The organism is Caulobacter sp. LARHSG274 (assembly GCF_052871235.1).
The window spans coordinates 72,255-97,561 of record NZ_JBIXJO010000015.1 but is presented as its reverse complement, the minus strand read 5'-3'; the positions used below and the strand labels follow the sequence as shown (position 1 = coordinate 97,561).

General features: G+C 70.5%; 23 protein-coding genes. 13 read left to right on the top strand and 10 right to left on the bottom strand.

Going from position 1 to position 25,307, the window contains the following annotated elements:
- The first annotated feature begins 3 nt into the window (after positions 1-3).
- Genes trbF through ACIPQB_RS19950 form a run of 7 tightly spaced genes read left to right on the top strand, consistent with a single transcriptional unit; the run spans position 4 to position 5,123 of the window.
- Positions 4-789 (top strand): conjugal transfer protein TrbF, encoded by a 786-nt coding sequence (gene trbF / locus ACIPQB_RS19980; RefSeq protein ID WP_446487018.1) that lies wholly within the window; start codon positions 4-6, stop codon positions 787-789.
- A complete protein-coding gene (gene trbG / locus ACIPQB_RS19975) occupies positions 786-1,769 on the top strand; it encodes a P-type conjugative transfer protein TrbG (RefSeq protein WP_446487017.1) in 984 nt (327 codons plus the stop codon). Before trbF ends, trbG begins: the two co-directional genes overlap by 4 nt.
- The gene (locus tag ACIPQB_RS19970; protein ID WP_446487016.1) at positions 1,766-2,959 is read left to right on the top strand and encodes a TrbI/VirB10 family protein; all 1,194 of its coding nucleotides are present in this window, start codon (positions 1,766-1,768) and stop codon (positions 2,957-2,959) included. Before trbG ends, ACIPQB_RS19970 begins: the two co-directional genes overlap by 4 nt.
- 13 nt (positions 2,960-2,972) lie before the next feature.
- Positions 2,973-3,194 carry a DUF2274 domain-containing protein gene (locus ACIPQB_RS19965; RefSeq protein WP_446487015.1) on the top strand — a complete coding sequence of 74 codons (222 nt, stop codon included), beginning with the start codon at positions 2,973-2,975 and terminating at the stop codon, positions 3,192-3,194.
- Positions 3,195-3,196: 2 nt separating this feature from the next.
- The gene (locus ACIPQB_RS19960; RefSeq protein WP_446487014.1) at positions 3,197-3,601 is read left to right on the top strand and encodes a DUF736 domain-containing protein; all 405 of its coding nucleotides are present in this window, start codon (positions 3,197-3,199) and stop codon (positions 3,599-3,601) included.
- A 44-nt stretch (positions 3,602-3,645) separates the two neighbouring features.
- Positions 3,646-3,867: a hypothetical protein gene (locus ACIPQB_RS19955; protein WP_446487013.1), complete on the top strand. Its 222-nt coding sequence runs from the start codon at positions 3,646-3,648 to the stop codon at positions 3,865-3,867.
- 32 nt (positions 3,868-3,899) lie between these two features.
- Positions 3,900-5,123, top strand: a complete 1,224-nt coding sequence (locus tag ACIPQB_RS19950; protein WP_446487012.1) for a tyrosine-type recombinase/integrase — start codon at positions 3,900-3,902, stop codon at positions 5,121-5,123.
- A 292-nt stretch (positions 5,124-5,415) separates the two neighbouring features.
- On the opposite strand, the gene ACIPQB_RS19945 is transcribed toward ACIPQB_RS19950, so the two are convergent.
- From ACIPQB_RS19945 to ACIPQB_RS19935, 3 genes are all read right to left on the bottom strand, one after another.
- A complete protein-coding gene (locus ACIPQB_RS19945) occupies positions 5,416-6,933 on the bottom strand; it encodes a DHA2 family efflux MFS transporter permease subunit (protein ID WP_446487011.1) in 1,518 nt (505 codons plus the stop codon).
- Between the two features lie 122 nt (positions 6,934-7,055).
- Entirely contained in the window at positions 7,056-8,174 is a 1,119-nt protein-coding gene (locus ACIPQB_RS19940; RefSeq protein WP_446487010.1) for an HlyD family secretion protein, read from the bottom strand.
- Between the two features lie 64 nt (positions 8,175-8,238).
- Entirely contained in the window at positions 8,239-9,702 is a 1,464-nt protein-coding gene (locus tag ACIPQB_RS19935) for an efflux transporter outer membrane subunit (protein WP_446487009.1), read from the bottom strand.
- A gap of 107 nt (positions 9,703-9,809) precedes the next feature.
- Here ACIPQB_RS19935 and ACIPQB_RS19930 point away from each other — a divergent pair, with 107 nt between their 5' ends.
- Both ACIPQB_RS19930 and upp read left to right on the top strand, forming a co-directional pair.
- Positions 9,810-10,436 (top strand): TetR/AcrR family transcriptional regulator, encoded by a 627-nt coding sequence (locus tag ACIPQB_RS19930; protein WP_446487008.1) that lies wholly within the window; start codon positions 9,810-9,812, stop codon positions 10,434-10,436.
- Between the two features lie 97 nt (positions 10,437-10,533).
- Positions 10,534-11,163 (top strand): uracil phosphoribosyltransferase, encoded by a 630-nt coding sequence (gene upp, locus ACIPQB_RS19925; protein ID WP_446487007.1) that lies wholly within the window; start codon positions 10,534-10,536, stop codon positions 11,161-11,163.
- A 600-nt stretch (positions 11,164-11,763) separates the two neighbouring features.
- Here upp and ACIPQB_RS19920 read toward each other — a convergent pair.
- From ACIPQB_RS19920 to ACIPQB_RS19910, 3 genes are read right to left on the bottom strand one after another with little or no spacing between them, the layout of a single operon-like run.
- Positions 11,764-12,258, bottom strand: coding sequence for a DUF421 domain-containing protein (locus tag ACIPQB_RS19920; protein WP_446487006.1), 495 nt, complete (start codon positions 12,256-12,258; stop codon positions 11,764-11,766).
- Between the two features lie 6 nt (positions 12,259-12,264).
- Positions 12,265-12,897, bottom strand: a complete 633-nt coding sequence (locus ACIPQB_RS19915) for an isochorismatase family cysteine hydrolase (protein ID WP_446487005.1) — start codon at positions 12,895-12,897, stop codon at positions 12,265-12,267.
- Positions 12,890-14,143, bottom strand: a complete 1,254-nt coding sequence (locus ACIPQB_RS19910; RefSeq protein ID WP_446487004.1) for a flavin monoamine oxidase family protein — start codon at positions 14,141-14,143, stop codon at positions 12,890-12,892. Before ACIPQB_RS19910 ends, ACIPQB_RS19915 begins: the two co-directional genes overlap by 8 nt.
- Positions 14,144-14,341: 198 nt before the next feature.
- Between ACIPQB_RS19910 and ACIPQB_RS19905 the strand changes: the two genes are divergently transcribed.
- From ACIPQB_RS19905 to ACIPQB_RS19890, 4 genes are all read left to right on the top strand, one after another.
- Positions 14,342-15,091 (top strand): GntR family transcriptional regulator, encoded by a 750-nt coding sequence (locus ACIPQB_RS19905; protein ID WP_446487003.1) that lies wholly within the window; start codon positions 14,342-14,344, stop codon positions 15,089-15,091.
- A 93-nt stretch (positions 15,092-15,184) separates the two neighbouring features.
- Positions 15,185-16,330 (top strand): acyl-CoA dehydrogenase family protein, encoded by a 1,146-nt coding sequence (locus tag ACIPQB_RS19900; RefSeq protein WP_446487002.1) that lies wholly within the window; start codon positions 15,185-15,187, stop codon positions 16,328-16,330.
- Entirely contained in the window at positions 16,327-17,334 is a 1,008-nt protein-coding gene (locus tag ACIPQB_RS19895; RefSeq protein WP_446487001.1) for an acyl-CoA dehydrogenase family protein, read from the top strand. Before ACIPQB_RS19900 ends, ACIPQB_RS19895 begins: the two co-directional genes overlap by 4 nt.
- Positions 17,335-17,345: 11 nt before the next feature.
- On the top strand, positions 17,346-18,527 hold the full coding sequence (locus ACIPQB_RS19890) for an acetyl-CoA C-acyltransferase (RefSeq protein WP_446487000.1): 1,182 nt from the start codon (positions 17,346-17,348) through the stop codon (positions 18,525-18,527).
- 36 nt (positions 18,528-18,563) lie between these two features.
- Here the strand turns inward: ACIPQB_RS19890 and ACIPQB_RS19885 are convergent, their stop codons facing one another.
- From ACIPQB_RS19885 to ACIPQB_RS19870, 4 genes are all read right to left on the bottom strand, one after another.
- Complete coding sequence (locus ACIPQB_RS19885; RefSeq protein ID WP_446486999.1) at positions 18,564-20,858, bottom strand: tetratricopeptide repeat protein; 2,295 nt, start codon at positions 20,856-20,858, stop codon at positions 18,564-18,566.
- A gap of 271 nt (positions 20,859-21,129) precedes the next feature.
- On the bottom strand, positions 21,130-22,557 hold the full coding sequence (locus tag ACIPQB_RS19880; protein ID WP_446486998.1) for an NAD-dependent succinate-semialdehyde dehydrogenase: 1,428 nt from the start codon (positions 22,555-22,557) through the stop codon (positions 21,130-21,132).
- Positions 22,558-22,571: 14 nt separating this feature from the next.
- The gene (locus tag ACIPQB_RS19875) at positions 22,572-24,179 is read right to left on the bottom strand and encodes a GMC family oxidoreductase (protein WP_446486997.1); all 1,608 of its coding nucleotides are present in this window, start codon (positions 24,177-24,179) and stop codon (positions 22,572-22,574) included.
- Positions 24,172-25,287, bottom strand: coding sequence for an NAD(P)/FAD-dependent oxidoreductase (locus tag ACIPQB_RS19870; RefSeq protein WP_446486996.1), 1,116 nt, complete (start codon positions 25,285-25,287; stop codon positions 24,172-24,174). Before ACIPQB_RS19870 ends, ACIPQB_RS19875 begins: the two co-directional genes overlap by 8 nt.
- Positions 25,288-25,307 lie beyond the last annotated feature (20 nt).

The following is a 25,307-nucleotide window of genomic DNA, read 5'->3' as shown; positions in this document are numbered from 1 at the left end:
GCCATGCGCTTTTCGCGCACGCCGCAACGCTATGGGCTAACGCCGCCGCCGCAGACGCCGTACCAGGCGGCTGGCCAGCTGTGGGATGAGCGCATCGGCTCGGCCCGTGTCCAAGCCCATAACTGGCGTTTGGCCTTCTTTGGCATGTTCGCTCTCGGTTGCGGGCTAGCGGGCGGCAACGTGCTGCAGGCGACCCAAAGCAAAATCACGCCCTATGTCGTCGAGGTCGATCGCTTGGGCGAGGTGAAAGCCGTCGGGCCGGCCGAACAGGACTATCAGCCAGCGGACGCGGAAATCGCCCGCGACCTGAAACAGTTCATCATCAATGTCCGGTCGCTTTCGTCGGACGGCGTGGTGGTGCGCGATCGCTGGAACCAGGCTTACGACTACGCCTCCAAGACCGGCCAGGTGTTTCTCGACAGCTACGGCCGAAGCGCCCAACCGCTGAAGGACTTCGGCCAGAAGACCGTCCTGGTGCAGCCGACCAGCGTGGTGCGGGCGTCCAAGGACTCCTTCCAGGTTCGTTGGACCGAGCAGACGTTCGAGCGCGGCGACCTGTCCAAGACCGAGCGCTGGACTGCCATCCTTACCCTGAAGCGCCAGAAGCCCAAGACCCGGGCGCAGCTCGAGCGCAATCCGCTCGGCCTCTATGTCGATGGCGTCGATTGGGTCCAGGAGGCCGACAGCGCGTCCGCCGCTGCGCCGTCCCCATCCGCCTTGCCGAGCCTGGTGCCGACAACGCCCGCGCCGTCGCCGCTCACGTCCATCCCTGGAAAGCCACAGCCATGATCGCCAAGACCTTGTTATCGACCGTGTGCGCTTGCGCCTTGACCGCCTGCGCCCAATCCAAGATGCTGCCGCCAGCCATCGGCTACGACGCGGCGGCCTTCGTTCCGGCCAAGGTCGCGCCCGAGCCGCCCAAGGCCGTGGAGATCGTCGAGGTCCCCAAGCCGCTGCCCTTGCCGGGCCAGCTGCTGCCGTCTCCGACGGTGCGACCCGAGGCGATGTCGCCGCGCGGCCGGATCGATGCAGCCAATCGCGCCGCGACCCAGGAACCGACCGCGGCCGGTTACATCAACGCGGTGCAGGTCTATCCCTGGACCGACGGAGCGCTCTACCGACTTTATACCGCGCCCGAGCGGGTCAGCGATGTGGCCCTGCAGCCTGGCGAGCAACTCGTCGCGGTCTCGGCGGGCGACACCGTCAGATGGATCATCGGCGACACCACCAGCGGGGCAGGGGAAACCCGCCAGGTCCATTTGCTCGTGAAGCCCTTCGCCTCGGGCCTGACCACAAACATGGTGATCACCACCGACCGCCGAACCTATCACCTTGCCCTCAGCAGCACCGACGCCACCGCGATGGCCGCTGTGTCCTGGACCTATCCGCAGGATCGGCTTTTGGCGCTCAAGCGGCAGAACGCCGCCGCCGAAGCCGCCGCGCCGGTCGCCGACAATGTCGCCGTCGAGCAGCTTCGTTTCCGTTACGCCATCACAGGCGATACGCCGCCCTGGCGGCCGGTTCGGGTCTTCGACGATGGCCAGAAGGTCTATATCGAATTCCCCGCCCGTCTCGACCAGGGCGAAGCGCCGCCGCTGTTCGTGGTCGGCCCCTTGGGGGAGAGCCAGCTCGTCAACTATCGGGTTCGCGGTAATCGCTACGTCGTTGATCGTCTGTTCGCCGCCGCCGAGCTGCGGCTTGGTCAGGCGCCCCAGCAGGTCGTTCGCATCAGCCGTACTGATACGCCGATCGCGGGAGACAGGTCATGAGCGCGCCGGGCGATGACGATGCAGTCCCACCCGTGAGCCAAAAGGCTTCACCGGAGACCTTAGCCCTGCGGGCCAAGCCCCGATCGGTTGTGAAGTTCCGCAGGGGGGTGGTGATTGGAACCGCCGCGGTGGGCGCCTTGGCCCTCGCAGGCTTCGGCTGGATGGCGCTGAGCGCCAAGGCCGTTCGCCTCACTGGACCTGCCGAGAATCCCGCCGTGGAAGATCGGGCCCCGTCGCGCGATGCCGTCGCCGCGCTGCCGAAGGACTACACGGCGCCCAAGCTCGGCCCGCCCTTGCCGGGAGATTTGGGGCGGGCGGTGGTCGACCAGCAACGTCGCGTCGAAGCCCCGCCGCCGGTAAGTTCGGCTTCCACCCAGGTCGATCAGGCCGCCGAGGCGGAACGACAGCGGCTGGCCGCTATGGCCCATCAGGCGCGGGAGGCCGGCGTCATGGTGCAAGCAACCGCGCGGAGAGCAGGGGAGACGGCGAACGCCCCGGTCGGCGTTGTCGCCACGCCGGTCGCCGCGCCCTCATCTTCCGGCGCAGAGCAGCAGGGCAAGCAAGCCTTCGTTGAGAAGGCCGGTCCAGCGGAGGTCTACAATGCCCACCAGCTCGAAGGACCTCGCTCGCCGTATCAGCTCATGGCCGGAAGCATCATCGCCGCCAGCCTGATCACCGGCCTCGACTCCGACCTTGCGGGCCAAGTCATCGCCCAAGTCACCGAGCCGGTCTACGACACCGCTACGGGCGCGTATCTGCTGATCCCGCAGGGGGCGCGGTTGATCGGCGTCTATGACAGCGTCGTGGCGTTCGGCCAGACCCGGGCTCTGCTGGTTTGGCAGCGTCTGATCCTCCCGGATGGATCCTCGATCCCGCTGGACAACCTGCCGGCCACTGACGCGGCCGGCTATGCGGGCTTGGCCGACAAGGTCGATTTTCACACCTGGCAGATGCTCAAGGGCGTGGGCCTGTCGACCTTGCTTGGCGTGGGGACGGAAATCAGCTTCGGCGATGACGAGAGCGATCTGGTGCGCGCCGTCCGCCAGTCGACCCAGCAGAGCGCCTCCCAGGCAGCCCAGCAGGTCGTGTCCAAACAACTCGACGTCCAGCCCACCCTCCGGGTCAGGCCAGGCTGGCCGCTGCGCGTCATCGTCCACAGGGACCTAATCCTGCGCCCCTGGCGCGCTTGAAAGAGGCAAGGTCATGAAGCTCCAAAGACTTCCCGACAGGAACCCGGTTCGGCTGACCATCAGCGTCATGCCCGACCTCAATGGCGCGCTGGTCGCCTACGCTGAAGCCTACAAATCCGCCTACGGCGAGGCGGCCAGCGTCACGGACCTCATTCCCGAAATGCTGAAGGCCTACCTGGCCAGCGATCGGGAATTCACGAACGGACGCAAGTCCGGTGACAAAAGTGGAGCCTGACGATGGCAATGATCGGCGAATTCAAGCCCAGCAAAGCCGGAGGCTGGGAGGGGGAAATTCGAACCCTGTACCTCAGCGCCAAGGTGCGCCTTGAGCCCAACGACAATCGCAGTCATCCCAATGCGCCAGCGCTAAGGGTCTTTGCTGGAAAGGCGCATGTGGGGGACGCCTGGGAGCATCACTCTAGGGGTGAGGTTTCGAAAACCTACTATCGAGTGAGCTTTGATGATCCGCTTTTCGCGGCGCCGATCTGGGCGTCTCTCTTCCTCGACGCGGACGAACTGAGCGCTCAGCTAGTATGGGCGCGACCGCTGAAGCCCAAGGAGCCCCGACCCTTGGAGTTCTCAGCCGAGGGAGCGGCTGGCGCCGCGTCTGAAGTGGAGACCGCTAGGCGTATCGACACATGAAGCAGCCCCTAACGTGGTCTTTCACGTCAGAATATCGGACCCAGATGGACACTCTGACCTCAGACAAGATCGAAGGCGCGCGCGCTATCGCCGACTTCCTTGGCTACGAAGGGGCAGAGGGAGAGCGCAAGGTCCGGCACCTTCGCGCGCGATGCACTGGCTGCCCGATCCGTAAGCGAGGCGGGATCGGAATTTACGCGTTCAAATCGGAATTGACGGCCTGGCTCGCGGCAGAGGAGACATTGCCGGGCCAGCGGCCGGCTTGACGCCGGCGCGCTGGCAGGCGCTCTAATCTACCATGGGTCACATTCAGAAATTCAGCGGTTCGCCGCGCAGGGACGGCACCCGCGCTGTCAAGTGGCGCGCCGTCACCATGAACGCCTTGGGTAAGCGGATTTCCAAGGTCCACGCGCTCAAATCAGGCGCCTCAGCTTGGCTGAAATCGGTCGAAGGCAATCCGCTGGTCGGCGCGGCCGACAAGACCATGGTCGACGCCGCCGACGCCCACTATCGGTGGTTCGACACGCTGGTGAAGGCCGGCGCCAAGGAGGCCGTCACCCGGGACGGTTACGGCACCGCCCGCGATGAGCACCTGAAGGCTGACAAGGCGTTCGCGGCTCTGAAGTTCTCGGAACTCACGACGCCCCTGACTCAGGCCTTCCTCGACCAGCGGTTCGAGGCGACGGGATCGCTCGACCTGGTCAAGCGTCTGCGTCGCGTGCTGGTGGTGTGGTGCGACTTCGCCATCCGCAAGGGCTGGCTGGTGGTCAACATCGCGCGTCCGTGCAAGGTCGAGACATCCCAGCGGCCGGACGAGGACGAGGATCGCGTCACGATTCCGGAAAAAGCCGTGCTGGCGCGGTTGCTGCAGGCCGCCGCCCAAGGCGATCACCCAGAACGGGACGAGGCGGCCGTCCGCATCCTCATGTTCGGTGGCTTGCGGATCTCCGAGCTTCTGGGTCTACCGGACACGAGTGTCGCCCTGGGCAATCAGGGGGGCGAGATCAGAGTGCGCGAGCGCCTTGATCGCCACTATAAGGTGTTGGGCAAGCTCAAGAGCAAGAAGGCCCGGCGCGACATCCCGATTGGCCCCACCGCCGCCCTGGCGGTGCGCGGCTGGCGCATTAAGCGCGGCCCGGCGCGCGGCTTCTTCCATGTCAACGCCCAGGGGGAGCGAGACCAGCGGCCAGGCCGCCTGTTCCCTGACCCCGACGGCGGGCCGCTATGGGGCTATCTCGACTTCATCCGCGACTGCTGGCTCCCGATGCTTCGTCGCGCTGGTCTGGTCGAGATGCTGCCTGACAGCAAGGGCAAGAACCGTCCGGTCCAGGCCTTCGGTCCGCACGCTCTGCGCCACGTCGCCGCCAGCCTGTGGATCTCGCAGAACCTCATGCCCAAGAAGGTGCAGGAGCTGCTGGGGCACTCGACGTTGGCCATGACGATGGACCTCTACGGCCACCTGTGGAAGGACAAGGATGAGGACGCGGACCTCGCACGGCGCAGCGAAGCGGCGATCGGGTAGGGGCAAGCAAATATGTCTGGCGGCCGACTCCCCATGGCGAATGGGGCAGGATGATCCGAGGATTCACGAACTGCGAGAAGGACGCTCCTAACGTCTGGGCCACGCTCAGGGCACGTATACGGCCGAAACCGGAATCAAACGGCGCAGCGCACTGAGAGCGCACAAATCTCGGAAGTCATTGATTTTAAACGGAGCGTCCAGGTCTCAAAATCCGGTTCCGAAAGGAGTGTCGGTTCGACCCCGACCGCCCGCACCAATCGTCTTTTCAAAGCACGGCGCGGTCTCCGCCCCCCTAATCCGCCGCCGGCGGAGCCCCGCCGCCGCTCATCGCCTTGTTGGTCAGCCAGATGCAGGGGATCAGCAGCAGGGTCAGCCAGGCCGAGGCGCGGAAGAAGTCGACCGTGGCCAGCAGGTAGGCCTGGTTGACGACCTGGCTGGTCACCGCCCCGACCGCCTGGGCGTGGCTGAGGCCCACCGCCTGCAGGCGCTCCACGGCCTGCAGCCAGGCCGGGTCGGTGGCGCCCATGCTCTCGGCCAGCCGGGTCTGGTGCAGCGACTCGCTGCGGTCCCAGACCGTAGTGGTCAGGGAGGCGGCGAAGCTGCCGGCGGTGATCCGCGAGAAGTTCGACAGGCCCGAGGCCGAGGGCAGCTGCTGGGGCGGCACGCCGTTCAGCGAGATGGTGACCATCGAGATGAAGAAGGTGCTCATCGCCACCCCCTGCACCAGCATCGGCCAGACCAGGGCCTTGAAGTCGACGTCCGGGGTGAAGCCTGAGCGCATGTAGAACGACAGGGCGAAGGCGACCATCGACAGGCTGGCGGTCCAGCGGGCGTCGACCTTCTGCATCAGCCGGGCTGCGAACGGGGTCAGGACCACGGCGACCACGCCGCTGGGCGCGGCCACCAGCCCGGCCCAGGTGGCGATGTAGCCCATCCGGGTCTGCAGCCACAGCGGCTGCAACAGGTTCGAGCCGAAGAACACCGCATAGCCCAGGCACAGGGCCAGGGTGCCCAGGGCGAAGTTGCGCGACTTGAACAGCGACAGGTCGACGATCGGGTGCTTGTCGTTCAGCTCCCAGATCACCCAGGCCGCGAAGCCGACCACCGCCACCACCGCCTCGACGACGATGGGCGTGGAGTTGAACCAGTCGACGTCCTTGCCGGTGTCGAGCATCACCTGCAGCGCCCCGACCCAGACCAGCAGCAGCATGAAGCCGGTGGTGTCGATCGGCGCCTTGCGGGTCGGGGTCTCGCGCGAGGCCATGCCGCGCCAGCACAGGAAGGCGCAGATCAGCCCGACCGGCACGTTGATCAGGAAGATCCACGGCCAGGCCAGGTTGTCGGAGATGTAGCCGCCCAGGATCGGGCCGCAGATCGGGGCCACCAGCGTGGTCATCGACCAGATGGCCAGGGCGGTGCCGCGCTTGTTGGGCGGGAAGATCATGATCAGCAGGGCCTGGGAGCCCGGGATCATCGGGCCCGAGACCAGACCCTGCAGCACCCGGAAGCCGATCAGCGACGGCAGGTTCCAGGAGATCCCGCACAGGAACGAGGCCAGGGTGAACAGCAGCACCGAGACGATGAAGGTCTTGACCACGCCGTAGCGGCCCATCAGCCAGCCGGTCAGCGGCACCGACACGCCGTTGGCCACCGCGAACGAGGTGATCACCCAGGTGCCCTGGTTGGCGCTGACCCCCAGATTGCCGGCGATGGTCGGGATCGAGACGTTGGCGATGGTGCTGTCGAGCACCTGCATGAAGGTGCCCAGGGCCAGGGCGATCGAGGTGACGGCCAGCAGGACGCCGGTCATCGGCGCCGGGCCGCTCTGAGCGCCTGGGGGGGCGCCTGAGGGCGCGGCGCCCGCGGGGGAGGAGTCCTGGTCGGCCATGCGGCGCTTCCTGGTCGGGATGGGAGAGGCGGGGCGGCGGCGGGCTACTTCGAGATGTCGATGTCGGCCTTCATCGACAGGCCGACCCGCAGCGGGTGGTCCTTCAGCTCGGCCGGGTCCAGGGCGATCCGCACCGGCAGGCGCTGCACGACCTTGATCCAGTTGCCCGAGGCGTTCTGGGCCGGGATCAGCGAGAAGGCCGAGCCGGTGCCGCCCGACAGGCCCTTGACCTTGCCGTGGAACTTGACGTGGCCGCCATAGAGGTCGGAGGTCAGGGTCACCGGCTGGCCGATGGCCACCTTGTCCAACTGCACCTCCTTGAAGTTGGCGTCGACATAGGCGCTGGTGGTCGGGACGATGGCCATCAGCGGCGTCCCGGCCTGCACCTGCTGGCCGACCTGGACGTTCTTCTTGGACACCACTCCGGCGATCGGGGCGCGGAGCACGGTGCGGCTGAGGGCCAGCTTGGCGCTTTCCAGCCGGGCCTCGGCGGCGACCACCTCGGGGTTGCGGCCGGCCGGCAGGCCGGAGATCAGGGCGGTGTTGACGCCGCGGTTGCCCTCGGCGGCGTTGCGGCTGGCCAGGGCCTGGGTCAGGGCGGCGCGGGCCTCGACCAGGGCCGACTGGGCGTTGGTGAAGCGGCTCTGGGCGGTGGTCAGCTCCTCGCCCGACACCGCGCCGGAGTCCGACAGGGCCTTGCGGCGGGACAGCTCGATCCGGGCCTGTTCGAGACTGGCCTCCGCGCCGGTCACCGCGGCCTTGGCGCGGGCGATGTCGGCCTCGCGAGCGGCGACCTGGCCGGCCAGGGCGGTGTCGGTGGCGAAATAGCCGCTGACCTTGCGCTGGGCCTGGCCCAGGGCCGCCTCGGCCGCCAGCACGGCGATCCTGGCGTCGGCGTCGTCGATCACCACCAGCGGCTGGCCGGCGGCGACGATCTGGGTCTCGGAGACCAGCACCTTGGCCACCGGTCCGCTGATCAGCGGCGTGACCTGGGCGGTGTCGGCCCCGACATAGGCGTTGTCGGTCTCGACATGGTGCGAGCCGATCAGGACGGCGTAGAGCGCCCAGATCACCAGGCCGACCACGACCACGGCGGCGAGGCCGGTCAGCAGCTGGCGGCGGCGCCCGTTTGCGCGCGAAGGGGAGGCGGGAGTGTCGGCCATGGGGGCAGGTCCTGGAGGCGCGAAGATGGGGGAGGAGGGACGAGGAAGAGGGGCGGGCGGGTGGTCAGCCGGGGCTGAAGCTGCCGCCCAGGGCGCGCACCAGGGCGACGTCGAGGGTCAGGGCGCGGCTGTCGAGGTCGGCGACGATGCGGCGCTGGGTCAGCACGGCCTGCTCGGCCAGCAGCACGTTCTGGTAGGTCGACAGCCCGCCCTGATAGCGCAGCTTGGCGATGCGGTAGCCGTCCTCGTTGGCGGCCAGGGCGGCCCGGGACTCGCTGAGCCGCGTGGCCAGGGCCCGCTCGCTGGCGGCGACGTCGGCGACGTCGCGCAGGGCCTGGGTCACGGCCTCGTCATAGGCGGCCACGGCGCCGTCGCGGTCGGCCTCGGCGGCCCGCAGGTTGGCCCGCAGGCGGCCGCCCTCGAAGATCGGCAGGCTGACGGCCGGACCGACGCTGCCGACGTCCGAGCCGCTGTCGAACAGCTTGTCCAGGTGCAGCGACTGCACCCCGACGGCGGCGGCGAGGTTGACGTTGGGATAGAAGGCGGCCTTGGCCTGGCCGATCCGCTTGCTGCTGGCCTCGGCCCGCCACTTGGCGGCGACCACGTCCGGGCGGCGGCCGATCAGGTCGGCGGCCAGGTTGGCCGGCAGGCCGAACGGCTTGAGGCTGGCGATGGCCGGGCGGGCGATGGCCAGGCCGCGGTCGGGGCCGGCCCCGAGCAGGGCGGCCAGGGCGTTGCGGGTCTGGGCGATCTGCTCGTCGAGGGCGGCCAGCTCGGCCCGGGCGGCCGGCGGGCCGGCCTCGGCCTGGCGCAGCTCGCCGCGGGTGTCCAGGCCGTTGGTCACCCGGTTGCTGACCAGGTTCAAGGTTTCCTGACGCAGGGCCACGGACCGTTCGGCCACGTCGTGCTCGGCATAGAGCCGGGCCAGGTCGGCATAGGCGGCGGCGATCGAGGTGGCCAGCATCAGCCGGGCCTGGGCGGCGTCGGCCTGGGCGGCCCGGGCCTCGGAGGTGGCGGCGGCGACGGCGGCGCGGTTCTTGCCCCAGAAGTCAAGCTCCCAGCTGAAGTCCAGGCTCAGCCGGCCGTAACTGTTGTAGCCCTGGGGCACGAAGTCGGCGGGGATGCCGTTGTTATAGCTCTGCTTGGAACGCTCGACGCCGCCATTGGCCGAGACGCTGGGCAGCTGGGCGGCCTTGGCCTGGCTGGCCAGGGCCTGGGCGCGGCGCAGGCGGGCCTGGGCCTGGGCCAGGGTCGGCGAGCCGCTGAGGGCCTCGTCGACCAGGCCGTCGAGCTGGGCGTCGCCATAGGCCTTCCACCAGGTATCAGATGGCCAGGCGGCTTCGGGCGCGGCCAGGGCCTGGGTGGCGGCGTAGGCGTCGGGAGTCTTGGCGACCCGGGCCGGGGTAGCGTCCGGCAAGGTCGCGCAGGCGCTGGCCAGCAGCGCCGTCGCCAGGGCGGCGGCGAGGCCGCCGGCTGGCCTGGACCTTGGGAATTCGGCGGGGCGTTTATCCAGGGCGTTTGGGGTCATGGTCGAGGCCGCCTTGAATTGACCGTACCGTACGGTCATATGGTGGCGCTGGATATAACTCGCAGCTTGACGGGATCAAGGGGGGCGCCGCCTGAGATGGAAAAAGAATGACGCAGGACCTCAAGCCCCGGCTCGACCGAGACGCCCGCCGCGAGGCCATCCTTGACGTCGCCCGCGACGTGTTCCTGGAGGAGGGCTACGCCAACGCCTCGATGTCGACCATCGCCGCGCGGGTCGGGGGCTCCAAGGGCACGCTCTACAACTACTTCAAAAGTAAGGAAGATCTGTTCGCCGGCTATGTGGTCCGCCACTGCGCCTGGCAGCGCGACGCCATGTTCGGGCTGCAGGGCGAGATCGACGACATTCGCGACGCCCTGGTCCAGGTCGGCCGCACCTATCTGTCGATCGTGCTCAGCGATTTCAGCCTGCGCAACTTCCGGGTGATCGTCGCCGAGGCCGAGCGCAATCCCCAGATCGGCCAGGCCTTCTACGAGGCCGGCCCCCGTAGCGGCGCGGCGCTGCTGGGCGCGATGCTGCAGCGGGCGGCCGACAAGGGCCAGCTGAAGCTGACCGATCCCATCCATGCCGCCCACCAGTTCATCGCCCTGTGCCAGAACCGAATGATGAAGGCCCGGCTGTGCAACGCCATGGACGCGCCGACGCCCGAGGCGATCGACCGCGAGGTGTTCGCGGCTGTGGCGGTGTTCCTGGCCGCGTTCGGGCCGGATCGCTGAATTAGACGATTTCCGCTTGGCGGGGCGGCCGCGAGGCGGCACTTGGACGGCGCACGCGGGCCGCCATCGGCCCGTCCAGAGACGGAAAGCTCAGGCCATGCAAGGCGTCACGATCGTCGACCACCCGCTGGTGCGGCACAAGCTGACCAAGATGCGCGACAAGGCGACCTCGACCAAGACCTTCCGGGCCCTGATGCGCGAGACCGCGACCCTGCTGTGCTACGAGGTCACCCGCGCCTTGCCGACCCTGACCGTCGAGATCGAGACTCCGGTGGCGGCGACCACGGCCGAGGTCATCGCCGGCAAGAAGCTGGTCTTCGCCCCGATCCTGCGCGCCGGCCTGGGCATGGCCGAGGGCATGCTCGACCTGGTGCCGTCGGCCCGGGTCGCCCATATCGGCCTGTTCCGCGACCCGGCCACGCTGGAGGCGGTCGAGTACTATTACAAGACCCCCGAGGACATCGCCGAGCGGCTGGTCATCGTCGTCGACCCGATGCTGGCCACCGGCCACACGGCCGTCGCCGCCATCGCCCTGCTGAAGCGGTCGGGGGTCACCGATCTGCGCTTCGTCTGCCTGGTGGCCTCACGCCAGGGCGTGCAGACCCTGCGCGCCGCCCATCCCGACGTGCCGATCTGGACGGCGGCGGTCGACGCCGCCCTGAACGACCACGGCTACATCGTCCCCGGCCTCGGCGACGCCGGCGACCGCACCTTCGGCACGCGGTAGGGCGGGACGAGCGCTTCTTTCTACCTTTCCCTCCCGCAAGGGGGGAAAGGTAGAAAGAGGGGGAGGGAAGGCATTCTGGGGGATCGGGACGCGTCGATCCCCGCGGGTGAGGCCGCGAACCTCAATCCTTCCAAAGCCTTGCAGAATTTTCAGCGTCACAAGCCCTCGGCGTCGAAACCGCCGCTATCCTGATCCCACCTCGTCGCAGGGAAAGGACGCATGGCCAGCGACCGATGCGGCGGCGGGGGGCGATCGAGCGGGACTGGGCTGGAGGGGGTTACTCCAGCGTGTCCGGGGAGCCTGGCGTTGCAGGCCCCGCCCGCCGTCGGCGTCGACGAGGATAAAGCGCGTGTGTCGAAGATCCGCGCCCTCGTCGCCGGGGCCCGTCGGAAACGGCGGGGTTCCGGAGTCCGGCTAGGCCTTAACAGGGCCGCCTACCGGACGCGGACGGAAAACGAGCGCGCGGAGCGATCGGCTTCGTCGAAACGGTATTTATCAAAGAACTCCGGACGTCGTCCGGCGCTCCGCGACCCTTTCCATTCCCTCAGCGGCCAGCCGCGTGAGGCCGTCGAAATGCGTCCGAGCTCCATGACCTTGCGCTCACCCGCCCGTCTTGGGCACCACGCTGATCTTGCCGCCGGCTTCGAGCGTGGCCAGGCGGGCGTCCTCGGCCCGTTCGATCCGCTGCATCCGCAGGCCCTCGGCCAGGTCGCCTGCGCCGAGGCCATGGCGCGCCAGCGCCTGCCGGTCGACCACCCCGTCGCGGACCAGGACCACCGGGGCGCTCTTGATCCAGCGCGCCAGGACGTTCCAGCGCAGCGTCGCCATGGCCAACAGCCGATGCAGCACGACCACGACCAGGGTGGCGGCCAGGCCGGGAAAGAACGGCGCCTTGCCGGTCATGGCCCGGCTGATGTTGGAGCCGATGATCAGGGCCACGACGATGTCGAGCGGCGAGATCTGCGAAAAGGTCCGCCGGCCGGCGATGCGGATGCAGGCGACGCCGAACGCGAACAGCACCACGGCGCGGACGCACAGCTGCAGGACGCTGGCGTCGCCGGTGTCCGGACCGATCAGGGCGCGGATCATTTCCATCCCGCTTCAACGTTCCTGGCCCGGTTCCGGTTCGTCGCGGCGCATCCATCGCTTCAGGTCGAGCTCGCGCGTCGGGCGGGTTTCGGCGGCCAGGCTCTGGCGCATGATGGCCAGGGCCCACTGGGCCCGCCGCTCGTCCTCGCCGGCCACGGCGTCCGGCGGGATCCACAGGTCGTAGTCGCGCATATGGGCGTCGGCGGCGGTGAACAGCACGCAGATGTCGGCGGCGATCCCGGTCAGCACCAGCCGGCGGACGCCCAGCTTCGGCAGCAGGACCGGCAGGTTGGTGGCATAGAAGCCCGACACCTGCGGCTTGATGACGAAATAGTCGTCCGGCCGCGGCGCGATCCGCCGGATCATCTCGCGGCCCGGCCGGTCCGGGGCGGCGCAGGTCTCGATGATCTTCGAGCGTTCCGAATGCCACTGGCCGTAGTTGTCGTTGACATAGACCACCGGGACGCCCAGGGCGTCGGCCTGCCGCCGCAGGTCCAGCACCGTGGCGACCAGGGCGTCGATCCGCGGCAGCATGGCCTCGGCGCCGCTGAAATCCATCGGATTGATCATGTCGATGATCAGCAGGCCGACCCCGCCCGGGGCCGGTCCGCCGATGCGGGCCGCGTCAGGGTCGCGATCAGCCATGTCCGCCGCCCCTTGCCAGGCCAAGCGCCTCCAGCGCCAGATGGGCCGCGCGGACGCCCGTCGCGGCCGCGCCGTGGGCGGTCGAGAAGGCGTTGGGGGAGACCGCCTCGCCGGCCAGGAAGATGCGGTTCTCGATCGGCCGGGCCAGCACCGCCCGCGCCCAGGCGCCCCCCGGCCGGGCATGGGAATAGGCTCCTCGCGCCCACGGATCGGCGCCCCAGGCCGAGCCGGCGACCGGCGCCAGCTGGGCGCGTATCGGCGATCCCAGCAAATTGGCCAGTTCCTCGATCGCGAAGGCCGCGCTCGCGCCCAATCCTTCCTGCTCGAGGGCCCGGGCATGGCGGCCGCCGAAATAGACCTCGATCAGCGGCCGTCCGAACGGACGCAGGTGATAGCTGCCGGTGGCGGTCCGCATGGGGTCGCCGAACAGGTGGCTCTCGACGGCGAAGGCCTGCGGCGCGTCGGTGCGCAGGAACAGCTTGTCGGCCAGGCCCAGGGGCAGGGCGGCCGCGGCCTCGCGCAGGTCCGGCAGGTCGGGGCGGAAACCCAAGTCGCCGTCGGCCAGGTGCGGGGTCGGGACGGTGACGATCGCCGCGGCCGCGCTCAGGGCCCCTTGCGGCGTTTCCAGGCGCAGCCGAGGTCCGCTGTGATCGATCCGCGTCACCGGCCGGTCGAGCGCCACCGGCGCCGCCGCCCCGAAGGCGGCGACCAGGGCGCCATAGCCGCGCGGCAGCCGCCAGTTGACCCCGCTGTCCTGATAGGCGGCATAGTCGCGGGTCGAGATCTGGTCGAATTCGGCGCCGTTATAGAACGAGCTGAAGGCGTCCAGCAGCGGGTTCCACGGCTCGCCCGGGGTCATCAGGGCCGATACAGGCTGGTCGAGGCCGGCCGCGGCGGCGGCCTCGATCCGCGCCTCCAGGGCGTCGAGCGCCTGGGCGAACGCCGCCTGGGCCGGGGCGGTGAAGTCGGCGTTGGCGGCCGGGCGGGTCCAGTGCGGAGGGGTCTTGTCGATCGCAAAGCCCAGCGCCTGGGCCTGGTCGCTGAAGAGGTTGGCGTCGGCCGAATGCAGCCAGCCGCAGCCGAGGTCCAGCGCCTGGTCCTCGATCGTCACGGTGCGGGCCCGGCCGCCGATCCGCCCGCGGGCCTCCAGCACCAGCACCGACACCGGCGCGGCCTGCAGCGCCCGGGCGGCGGCGAGGCCCGCCGCGCCCGCCCCGATCACGGCGATATCGACATCGCTGGGCATGAAAGCCGAACGCCCCGCCCGGGCGAGCGTTCAATGGGCGCGCCGCCATCCGGACGCGACGCCGACGCGAGAGGCTTGAACCCGGATTTTCCTGAGGATTTCATGTCCCCGATATCTCGGTCCGCCGGCTTGCCACCGGGACGGGCGCCGCTAGAACAGCCTTTCGCCAGATCCGCTAGCCAGGGAAGGCAAGGAGACATGCGTTCCATCGGTCTGGAGGCCGGTCCCGTCCCGCTCTACCACCAGCTGGAGCGGGACCTTTACGGCCGCATCAGCGGCGGCGAGTTCGCGCCCGGCCAGGCCCTGCCGACCGAGGAGCAGATCTGCGCCCAGTACGGGGTCAGCCGGATCACCGTGCGCCGGGCGCTGGATGCCCTGATCGGCCAGGGCCTGATCGTCAAGCGGCGCGGCGTCGGCTCCTTCGTGGCCGAGCGCCGCGAGGGGGTGCGCTCGGTGCGGCTGTCGGGGTCGCTGGACCAGTTCCTGGCCACGGCCGGCTCGCTGGACCTGCGGCTGCTGTCGCTCGGCGAGGTCGACCCGTCGCCGGAGGTGGCTGCGGCGCTGGAGCTGTCGCCGAGCGACCGGGCCGTGCGGCTGGAGCTGGTCAGCTCGCTCAGCGCCGGACCGGTGATCTATCTCGAGGTCTTCGTGCCCGAGCCGATCGGCCGCCTGCTGACCCCGGCCGACATCAAGCCAGGCGTCCCGGTCGCCCGGGTCATCGAGCAGAAGCTGAAGACCCGGATCACCCGCGCCGAGCAGCTGATCGTCGCCGACCTGGCCGACGAGACCGCCGGCCGCCACCTCGGCATTGCGCCGTCGACGCCGATCCTCAGCATCCGCCGGGTCTACTACACCGCCGCCGGCCGGCCGATCGAGGCGGCCTTCCTGCGCCACCATCCCGAGCGCTACCAGTACCTGATCGAGTTGCGCACCGACGGCGGCTACTAGGATCCCGACGGCCGCCCGGCCGGACATATCGTAGTTATGATAGGGCGTCCGCCAGCCTTGCCCCGCCCGGTTTTGGGGAAGATTTGTCAGGGCGTGCGAACCTTCAGCATCCTTCCGTTTTCGCCGCCCCCCGGGGTCGCCGCCCTGCGCGAGCAGGTGCGCGCCTTCATCGCCGAGCACCGGCCGCCCGGCGACGCCGCCCGCCGCGCCAACTGCTGGGCGGTGGCCGACGCCGGCTTCAGCCGGGCGCTCGGCGCCGCCGGCTACATCGGCATGACCTGGCCCAAGGCCTATGGCGGCGGCGAGCGCCATCCGCTGGAGCGCTATGTCGTGCTGGAGGAGCTGCTGGCGGCGGGCGCCCCAGTCGGCATGCACTGGATCGCCGACCGCCAGAGCGGTCCGCTGCTGCTGCGCTACGGCACCGAGGAGCAGCGCCTGCGGTTCCTGCCGGCCGTGGCCCGCGGCGAGCTCTACGCCTGCATCGGCATGAGCGAGCCGGGCTCGGGCTCGGACCTGGCCTCGGTCCGCACCCAGGGCCGCCGCACGCCGGAAGGCTGGCGGATCAACGGCCAGAAGCTGTGGACCACCAACGCCCACAACGCCCAACTGATGATCGCCCTGGTGCGCACTGGCGAGGACTCCCAGCGCCAGGAGGGCCTGACCCAGTTCCTGATCGACCTCTCCAGCCCCGGCGTGACCGTCCGCCCGACCATCGACCTGGTCGGCGGGCATGACTTCAACGAGGTGTTCTTCGACGACGTGCTGGTCCCCGACTCGATGCGGGTGGGGGAGGCCGGCGCCGGCTGGCGGCAGGTCACCGCCGAGCTGTCGCTGGAGCGCTCGGGTCCCGAACGCTACCTGTCCAGCTTCGCCTTGCTGGTCGAGCTGATCCGGGTCTCGGGGCCGACGCCCGACCCGATCATCGCCGGCCTGATCGGCCGCCTGACCGCCGAGGCCTGGACCCTGCGCCAGATGTCGATGTCGACCGCCGCCAAGCTGGCGGCCGGCGAGGATCCGGCGCTGGAGGCGGCCATGGTCAAGGACCTGGGCAACAGTTTCGAGCAGGAGCTGCCGCGCGTCGTCCAGGCGGCCGTCGACGGCCGGTTCGACCTGTCGGGCGACACCGACTTCGCCCGCGTCCTGGCCTTCCTGCTGCAGGTCTCGCCGTCGTTCTCGCTGCGCGGCGGCACCCGCGAAGTGCTGCGCGGCATCATCGCCCGGGGGCTCGGCCTGAGATGAGCGAAAGCCTTTCCCTGCTCAGCGAGACCGCCGACCGGCTGTTCGCCGACCTCGGCCAGACGTCGGATGCGACCTTCGCCGACCTGTGGCCGCAAATCGAGGAAGCCGGTTTCCCGGCCCTGCTGGTGGCTGAGGACGACGGCGGCTTCGGCGGCGACTGGCAGGACGCCTTCGCCGTCCTGCGGCTGGCCGGGGTCCACGCCCTGAACCTGCCCCTGGCCGAGGCCATTCTGGCCGCCAAGGCGACGGCCGCCGCCGGCCTGCCGGCGATCGACGGCTTCACCACCCTGGCGACGTCGATCGAGGGCTCCGCGACGGGCGGACGCTTCGCCGGCGTCCTGCGCGGGGTCGCCGCCGGCGCCGAGGCGGTCGCGGCGGTAGTTCGCCTGGACGGCCAGTTGCTGCGCCTGCGCATCGCCGACGCCGCCGCGATCCGCCCCGGCCGCAACCCGGCCGGCGAGGGCCGCGACGTACTGGTCTTCGACGGCGCGCCGGTCGAGCAGGCGGTGTCGACCCTCGATCTCTTCGCCCTCGGGGCCCTGGCGCGCACCGCCCAGATCGCCGGGGCGCTGGACGCCGCCCTGGCCCTGTCGATCCAGCACGCCAACGACCGGGTGCAGTTCGGCAAGCCGATCGCCAAGTTCCAGGCCGTGCAGCAGAGCCTGGCCGTCTTCGCCCTGGAGGCGGCGGCCGTGAACTGCGCCGGCCAGGCCGCGGCCCGCGCCGCCGATCACGCCGCCGACGGGGCCGGGCTTGAGATCGCCGCCGCCAAGCTGCGGGCCAACGTCGCCGCCGGAGCCGGCGCGGCAATCGCCCACCAGGCGCATGGCGCCATCGGCTTCACCCGCGAACATCCCCTGCACCGCCTGACCCTTCGGCTGACCGCCTGGCGCTCCGAATTTGGCAACGACCGCGTCTGGGCCGAGCGGCTCGGGGCGCTGGTCGCCGCCGAGGGCGCCGACGGCCTCTGGCCGATGCTGACCCGCCGCTCCGACGCGGCCTGAAGGACAAGACCTTGCAACAGCCCGTCATCGTTTCGACCGCCCGCACCCCGATCGGCCGCGCCTTCCGCGGCGCGCTCAACAATGTCCATGGCGCGACCCTGGGCGGCCACGCGGTCGCCGCCGCCGTGGCCCGGGCCGGGCTCGACCCCGCCGAGATCGAGGACGTGCTGATCGGCTGCGCGACCCCCGAGGGGGCGAGCGGCAGCAACATCGCCCGTCAGTCGGCGATCCGCGCCGGCCTGCCGGTGACGGTTCCCGGCTTCACCCTCGACCGCAAGTGCTCGTCGGGCCTGCAGACCATCGCCCTGGCCGCCCAGCGGATCATGGCCGGGGAGGGCGACATCTACGTGGCTGGCGGGCTGGAGTCGGTCTCCCTGACCCAGCCGAACCTCAATGGCGTGCGCAAGAGCGACGACTGGATCGCGGCCCACAAGCCCGAGCTCTACTGGTCGATGATCCAGACCGCCGACAATGTCGCGCAGCGCTATGGCATCAGCCGTCAGGCCCAGGACGACTATGCGCTGGAGAGCCAGAAGCGCACGGCGGCCGGCCAGGCGGCCGGGCGGTTCGACGCCGAGATCGTGCCGATCACCGCCGCCAAGCTGCTGACCGACAAGGCCGGGACGGTGATCGGCGAGGAGGAGGTCACCCTGTCGCGCGACGAGGGCAATCGTCCCGACACCACGATCGAGGGCTTGGCCAAGCTGCGTCCGGTGCAGGGTGACGACGCCTTCGTCACCGCCGGCAACGCCAGCCAGCTGTCGGACGGGGCCAGCGTCTGCGTGGTGATGTCGGCCGACCAGGCCAGGCAAAGGGGCCTGGCGCCGCTGGGCCGGTTCGTCGGCTTCGCCGTCGCCGGCTGCGAGCCGGACGAGATGGGCATCGGGCCGGTCTACGCCATTCCCAAGCTGCTGGCCCGCCACGGCCTGACCGTGGCCGACATCGACCTGTGGGAGCTGAACGAGGCCTTCGCGGTGCAGGTGATCTATTGCCGCGACCGGCTGGGCCTGCCGATGGACCGGCTGAACGTCGACGGCGGCGCCATCTCGATCGGCCATCCCTACGGCATGAGCGGCTCGCGCCTGACCGGCCACGCCCTGATCGAGGGCCGCCGGCGCGGGGCGCGGCGGGTGGTCGTCACCATGTGCATCGGCGGCGGCATGGGCGCGGCCGGCCTGTTCGAGATCGACTGAGGCGAAGGTCGTCGTCGGCGGCTTCCGCCTCCGTCGTCAGACCCCCAGCCGCTCCGCCAGGACCTGGGCCATCCGCGCCGCGACCGCTTCCCAATCGCCGCGGCTCGGCTGGCGGAACAGCCGGACGCTGGAATACCAGGGGCTGTCCTCGCGATCGATCAGCCAGCGCCAGTCGGAGACCGCATTGACCGCGATCCAGGCCGGGCGGCCCAGGGCGCCGGCCAGGTGGCCCACCGAGGTGTCGCAGGTGATCACCAGGTCGAGATTGGCGATGATTGCGGCGGTGTCGGCGAAGGATCCGCTCTCATAGTCGAAGCCCAGGTCGCGCACGGCCATCCCACGCGGCAGCATCTCCAGCTGGTCCAGGCCGTGCTCCTTCTGCAGGCTGATCAGTTCGATCCCCGGCAGGGCCGAAAGCGGGGCGAACAGGCGCAGCGGGATCGAGCGGCCGCGCTCGACGTCGGCGCGCGGATTGCCCTGCCAGACCAGGCCGATCTTGAACCCGTCGCTCGCGAGACGCGCCCGCCACTGGGCGACCAGTGCAGGATCCGGCCTCAGATAACCGTCCGCCGCCGGGATCGTCGCCAGCGCGACGCCCAGCGCGCCCGGGACGCTGAACAGCGGGCAGTGATAGTCGAAGGGCGGCGGCGCATCCTGGGGTCCGATGGCCTCGAACGCGCCGTCCAGGCCGCCGAGCAGCGGCAGGATCGCCTCCTGCACCTGCAGCACCACCCGGCCGGCCAGGGCGGCGACGATGGGCGCGAACCGCAGGCACTGCAGGGTGTCGCCCAGCCCCTGTTCGGAATGCAGCAGCAGGGTCTTGCCGGCCAGCGGCTCGCCCCGCCAGCGGGGCTGGGGAAAGGCGCGGGCGATCTTCTTCTTGCCGCGGATGTCGAGCCGGCTGTCGTGCTCGCGCCAGCCGCGGTCGTAGTCGCCCAGCTTCAGCAGCGACAGGCCCAGCATCCAGCGGGCCTCCGGCAGCTCCTTCAACGCCAGGGCGGCCTCGAAGCCGGCGACCGAGGCCTCGACCTCGCCCTGGTGCAGGCGGGCCACGGCGATGCCGAAATGCGACTCCGCCGAGTCCGGCCGCAGCGCCAGGGCCGTCTCGAAGGCGGCGTGGGCGTCGTTGAAGCGGTTCTGGGCCAGACGCACGCCGCCGAGATTGATGTGCAGCTCGGGCAGGTCGGGGGCGATCTTCAGCCCGTCCAGCAGCGGCCGCGCCGCCTCGTCGGACCGGCCCTCCTCGTGCAGCAGGCCGCCGAGATTGGCGTAGGCCACGGCCAGGTGCGGCGAGAGCTGGACGGCGCGGGCGTAGGTGGCGATGGCCCCGGCCGCGTCGCCGGCCGTGCGCAGGGCCGCGCCGAGGTCGACCTGGACATCGCCGCCGCCGGCGCCCAGGGCGATGGCCCGCTGGACGGCCGCCACGGCGCCGGGACCGTCGTCCGACAACCGCAGGGCCCGGGCCAAAATCCGGTGCAGGTCCGGCGCGCCGGGGAGGCGGGCCAGGGCGGCGTCCAACCCGTCGCGGGCCTCGGCGATCCGGTCCAGGTCGAGCAGCAGTTCGGCGCGAGCCCCGTGAAAGGCCGGATCGTCGGGCCAGCGAGCGATCGCCGCCGCATAGGCGCCCAGCGCCGCCTCCATCTGGCCGGCCTGGCGCAGGGCGACGACCAGGGCGCGATGGCCGTCCACGTGCTCGGGCGACAGGGCCAGCAGGCGCTGGTAGCAGGCCGCCGCCCCGGCGCCCTCGCCCAGGCCCAGCAGCAGGTTGCCGAGGTTGAAATGGGCGGCGGCGGAGTCCGGCCGCAGGCGCAGCGCCGTCTCCAGGGTCGCCCGCGCCTCGCCGGCCCGCCCCAGGGCGGTCAGCACCGTTCCGAGGTTGGACAGCACGTCGGCATGGTCGGGGCGCAGGTCGAGGCTGCGCTGGTAGGCGGCCGCGGCCTCGTCGAGGCGGCCCTGCGCCTTCAGGGCGTTGCCGAGGTTCTGCCAGGCCGGCGCGCAGCCGCGCTCCAGCGCCAGGGCCTCGCGACAGGCCTGCTCGGCCCGCGCAGGGTCGCCTTGCAGCCACAGGGCGTTGGCCAGGTTCGACCAGGCCGTGGCGTTGGGGCGCTGGGCCAGGGCCCGCTCGATCAGGGCCACCGCCCCGGCGAGGTCGCCGCGCTGCTGGGCCAGCACGCCCAGATAGTGAAGGGCCTCGGCCTGGTCGGGATCGACCGCCAGGACCGCGTGATAGAGCCGTTCGGCCGCGTCGAGCTCGCCGCAGCGGTGATGGTCCAGGCCGTCGCGCAGATGGGCGGCCGAAAGGGCGATCGCCGTGACGTCGGCTTCGATCACGGATCCTGCTCCCACCGTTCAAGCCCTCGGGGACCTAGAGGGCGCAGGAGGCCTTTCTGTGACGCTTGCATGTCAGGGTGGAAATTCGCCGGGCGCCATCGAGCAGGCGATCTCTGGCCGTCCCGTCTGGACGTCTTCGCCGGCGGCGCCCTTCATGGTGTTCCTGGACCATGTCACGCGCCCGGCGGCGCCCCGCGATCGGACGGCCAACTCCCAACCTCGGGCCGTTCAAACTGCCCCCGGACGTCCAACGGCGTCCGGGGGTTCTTTTCTAGGCCTGGGCCAGGAACTTGACGTCGAAATAGGCCTGCAGGCCTTCGATCCCGCCCTCCTGGCCGACGCCGCTGTGGCGCACGCCGCCGAACGGGGTCTCGGGGTTGGAAACCGCCAGGGTGTTGACCCCGACCATGCCGGCCTTCAGCCCGTCGCCGACCGCGGTGGCGGTGGCGTTCGAGGTGGTGAAGGCGTAGGCGGCCAGGCCGAACGGCAGGGCGTTGGCCCGGGCCATCACCTCGTCGAAGCCCGAGAACGACACGATCGGCGCGATCGGCCCGAACGGCTCCTCAGTCATCAGCAGGCTGTCGTCGGGCAGGTCGGTGATCACCGTCGGCTCGAAGAACGAGCCGACATTGCCGCGCCGCGCCCCGCCGGTGCGGACCACGCCGCCGCGGGCGACAGCGTCGGCGACCAGGCGCTCCATGGCCTCGACCCGGCGCGAACTGACCAGCGGCCCCATGGTGACGCCGTCCTCGGTCCCGTCGCCGAGCTTGAGGCTCTGGGCCACCGCCACGAAGCGGTCGGTAAACGGTTCGAGGATCGAGCCATGGACATAGAACCGGGTCGGCGAGATGCAGACCTGGCCGGCGTTGCGATACTTGCCCATGGCCAGGGCCGTGGCCGCGGCGACCGGATCAGCGTCCTCGAACACGATCACCGGCGCGTGGCCGCCCAGTTCCATGGTCGTGCGCTTCATGTCCTCGGACGCCAGCCGGACCAGCTGCTTGCCGACCCCGACCGAGCCGGTGAACGACACCTTGCGGCTGATCGGCGAGGCGATCAGGTGGGCCGAGACCGCGGCCGGATCGCCGAACACCAGGTTCAGAACCCCCGGCGGCAGGCCGGCGTCCTGCAGGGCGCGGGCGAATTCGACGGCGGTGCCGGGGGTGTCCTCGGCGGCCTTCAGGATCAGGGTGCAGCCGGCCGCCAGGGCCCCGCCGATCTTGCGGGCCGGGGTCAGGGCCGGGAAGTTCCACGGCGTGAAGGCCACCGCCACGCCCACAGGCTCCAGCAGCACCAGTTGGCGCACGCCGGGCGTCTTGGCCGGAATGACCCGGCCATAGGCCCGCCGGCCCTCCTCGGCGTACCATTCGATGACGTCGGCGGCGTAGAGGATCTCGCCCCGCGACTCGGCCAGCGGCTTGCCCTGTTCCAGGGTCATGACCCTGGCGATGGCGTCGATGCGCTCGCGGATCAGGTCGGCGCCGCGCTTGAGGATCCGGCCGCGGTCCTGCGGCGCGGTCTTGCGCCAGGTCTCGAAGGCGCGCTGGGCGGCGTCGAGCGCCCGGTCGAGGTCGCCGGGGCTGGCGTGCGGCAGGTCGGCCAGCACCGCCCCGGTCGCGGGATTGAACACCGGCTGGCTGGCCCGGCCCTCGCCCGACAGGAACTGTCCGTCGATCAGCAGCTTGAGGTCGGCGTACATGGGGAACTCCTGGGTCAGGACGAAGCGTCTTCGAGGATCATCGCCGCGGCCTTTTCGCCGATCATGACGATGGCCGCGTGACTGTTGCCGGACACCACGGCGGGCATGATCGAGCCGTCGGCGACCCGCAGCCCGTCGATCCCGCGCACCCGCAGCCGGGCGTCGACGACGCCGCCGGGGTCGTCGCCCATCCGGGCGGTGCAGGTGGGGTGATAGATGCTCGACCCGGTCGCCCGGCAATAGGCCAGCAGCGCCGCGTCGTCGGCCAGGTCGGGGCCCGGCTCGATCTCGCTGTCGAGGAACGGCGCCATGGCCGCGCCGGCCATGATCCGCCGCATCAGCTTCAGGCCCTCGACATTGGCCCGGCGGTCGGTCTCGGTCGCCAGATAGTTGGGGTCGATGGCCGGGGCGTCGTGCGGATCAGGGGTCTTGATCATCACCGCGCCGCGGCTTTCCGGCTGCAGATGGCAGGTCGAGGCGGTGAAGCCGGAAAAGCCGTGCAGCCGGTCGCCCATCTTGGTGGTCGAGAAATTGATGAAATGCACCTGGATGTCGGGCGAGGCCAGGCGCGGGTCTGTGCGCAGGAAGGCTCCGGCATAGCCGGCGCTGACGGTCAGCGGCCCCTTGCGCTGGAACAGGTAGCGCGCGCCCACGCCCAGGGTCCGCAGCGGATTGCGCAGGTCGTCATTGACGGTCACCGCCTGTTTGCAGCGATAGACCATCCGCACCTGCAGATGGTCCTGCAGGTCGGCGCCGACCCCGGCCAGGTCGTGGACCACCTCGACGCCCGTGCGCTGCAGGTGGGCGCCCGGCCCGACGCCGGACAGCTGCAGAATCTGCGGCGTGCCGATGGCGCCCGAGGCCAGGATCACCTCGCCGCTGGCCCTGGCGGTGAAGCGCTCTTCGCCGCGCCGCCACTCGACCCCGACCGCCCTCCGGGCCTCGATCACCACCCGGGTCACCAGCGCCCGGGTGACCACCACGAGGTTGGGGCGGCGCTTGGCCGGGTTGAGATAGGCCACGGCCGACGACACCCGCATCCCCCCGCGCGACGTCGTCTGGTAATAGCCCGCGCCCTCCTGCTCGGCGCCGTTGAAGTCGTCGTTGCGCGGCACGCCGGCCTGCTGGGCGGCGTCGATGAAGGCCTCGCACAGCGGATGCGGCTCGCACTGGTCGGAGACCGGCAGCGGGCCGCCGGCCCCGTGGAAGGCGTCCGCGCCGCGGGCCTGGTTCTCGGCCTTGCGGAAATAGGGCAGGACGTCGTCATAGCCCCAGCCGACATTGCCCCGCTGACGCCAGCCGTCGAAGTCCTGCCGCTGGCCGCGGATGTAGACCAGGCCGTTGATCGAGCTCGACCCGCCCAGCACCTTGCCGCGGGGCTGGCGGATGCGGCGCCCGTCCAGGGCCGACTGGGGCTCGGTCTCGTAGAGCCAGTTGACGCTGGGATCGGTGAACAGCTTGCCGTAGCCCAGCGGGATGTGGATCCAGGGATTGAGGTCGGCGCCGCCCGCCTCCAGCAGCAGCACCCGATGGCGGCCGGACTCGCTCAGCCGGTTGGCCAGCACGCAGCCGGCCGAGCCGGCCCCGACGATGATGTAGTCGAAGCTTCCCCGCTCACGCATCCAGGCTCTCCCGCGCCAGCCGCGCGACATGGTCGGCGATGGCCAGCGAAGCCGTCAGGCCGGGCGACTCGATGCCGAACAGATTGATCAGGCCGGCGACCCCGTGCTCGGCCGGGCCGGAGACCTGGAAGTCGGCCGCCGGCTGGCCGGGTCCCGCCAGCTTGGGCCGGATGCCGGCATAGGCCGGGGCCAGCCGACCGTCCTCCAGGCCCGGCCAATAGGCGCGCACCGCCTCGTAGAAGCCGTCGGCCCGGCGCGGATCGACGTCGTAGTCGAGGCTGTCCACCCATTCGACGTCCGGCCCGAAGCGGGCCTGGCCGCCAAGGTCCAGGGTGATGTGGACCCCCAGCCCGCCCGGCTCGGGGGCCGGATAGATCAGCCGGCTGAACGGCGAAGCGCCGCTGAGGGTGAAATAGCTGCCCTTGGCGTAATAGGCGCGCGGCCAGTGGTCGGGCGAGGTTCCGACCACGGCCCGCGCCAGGTCGGGGGCGTGCAGGCCGGCGGAGTTGACCACCAGCCGCGCCGCCAGCGACGGCGCGTCGTCGCCGGCGAAGGTCAGGGCCACGCCCTCGGGACTCGGCCGCAGGGCGGTGACCTGGGTGCGATAGGCGATCATCGCCCCGTCGGCCTCGGCCTCGCCCAGCAGCGACAGCATGTAGGCGTGGGAATCGATGATGCCGGTCGAGGGCGAGCTCAGGGCCGCCACGCAGCGCAGCGCGGGCTCGAGCTGGCGGGCCTGGTGGCCGTCCAGCCAGGCCAGGTCGTGGACGCCGTTGGCCTCGGCGGCGGCCTTGATCCGCTCCAGGTCGGCGACCTGGGCCGGCGCGGTGGCGACGATCAGCTTGCCGCAGCGGCGATGGGCGATGTGGCGGCTTTCGCAGTAGTCATACAGTTGGTCGCGTCCGGCCACGCAGAACCGGGCCTTCAGCGAGCCTTGCGGATAGTAGATGCCGGCATGGATCACCTCGCTGTTGCGGGCGCTGGTCTCCGAGCCGAACAGGCTTTCCTTCTCGACGATCAGGGTCTCGCGGCCGTCGCGGGCCAGGGCGCGGGCCACGGCCAGGCCGACGACGCCGGCCCCGACCACGACGCAGTCGACGACGTCCATCACGCGGTCCCGCTGGATTG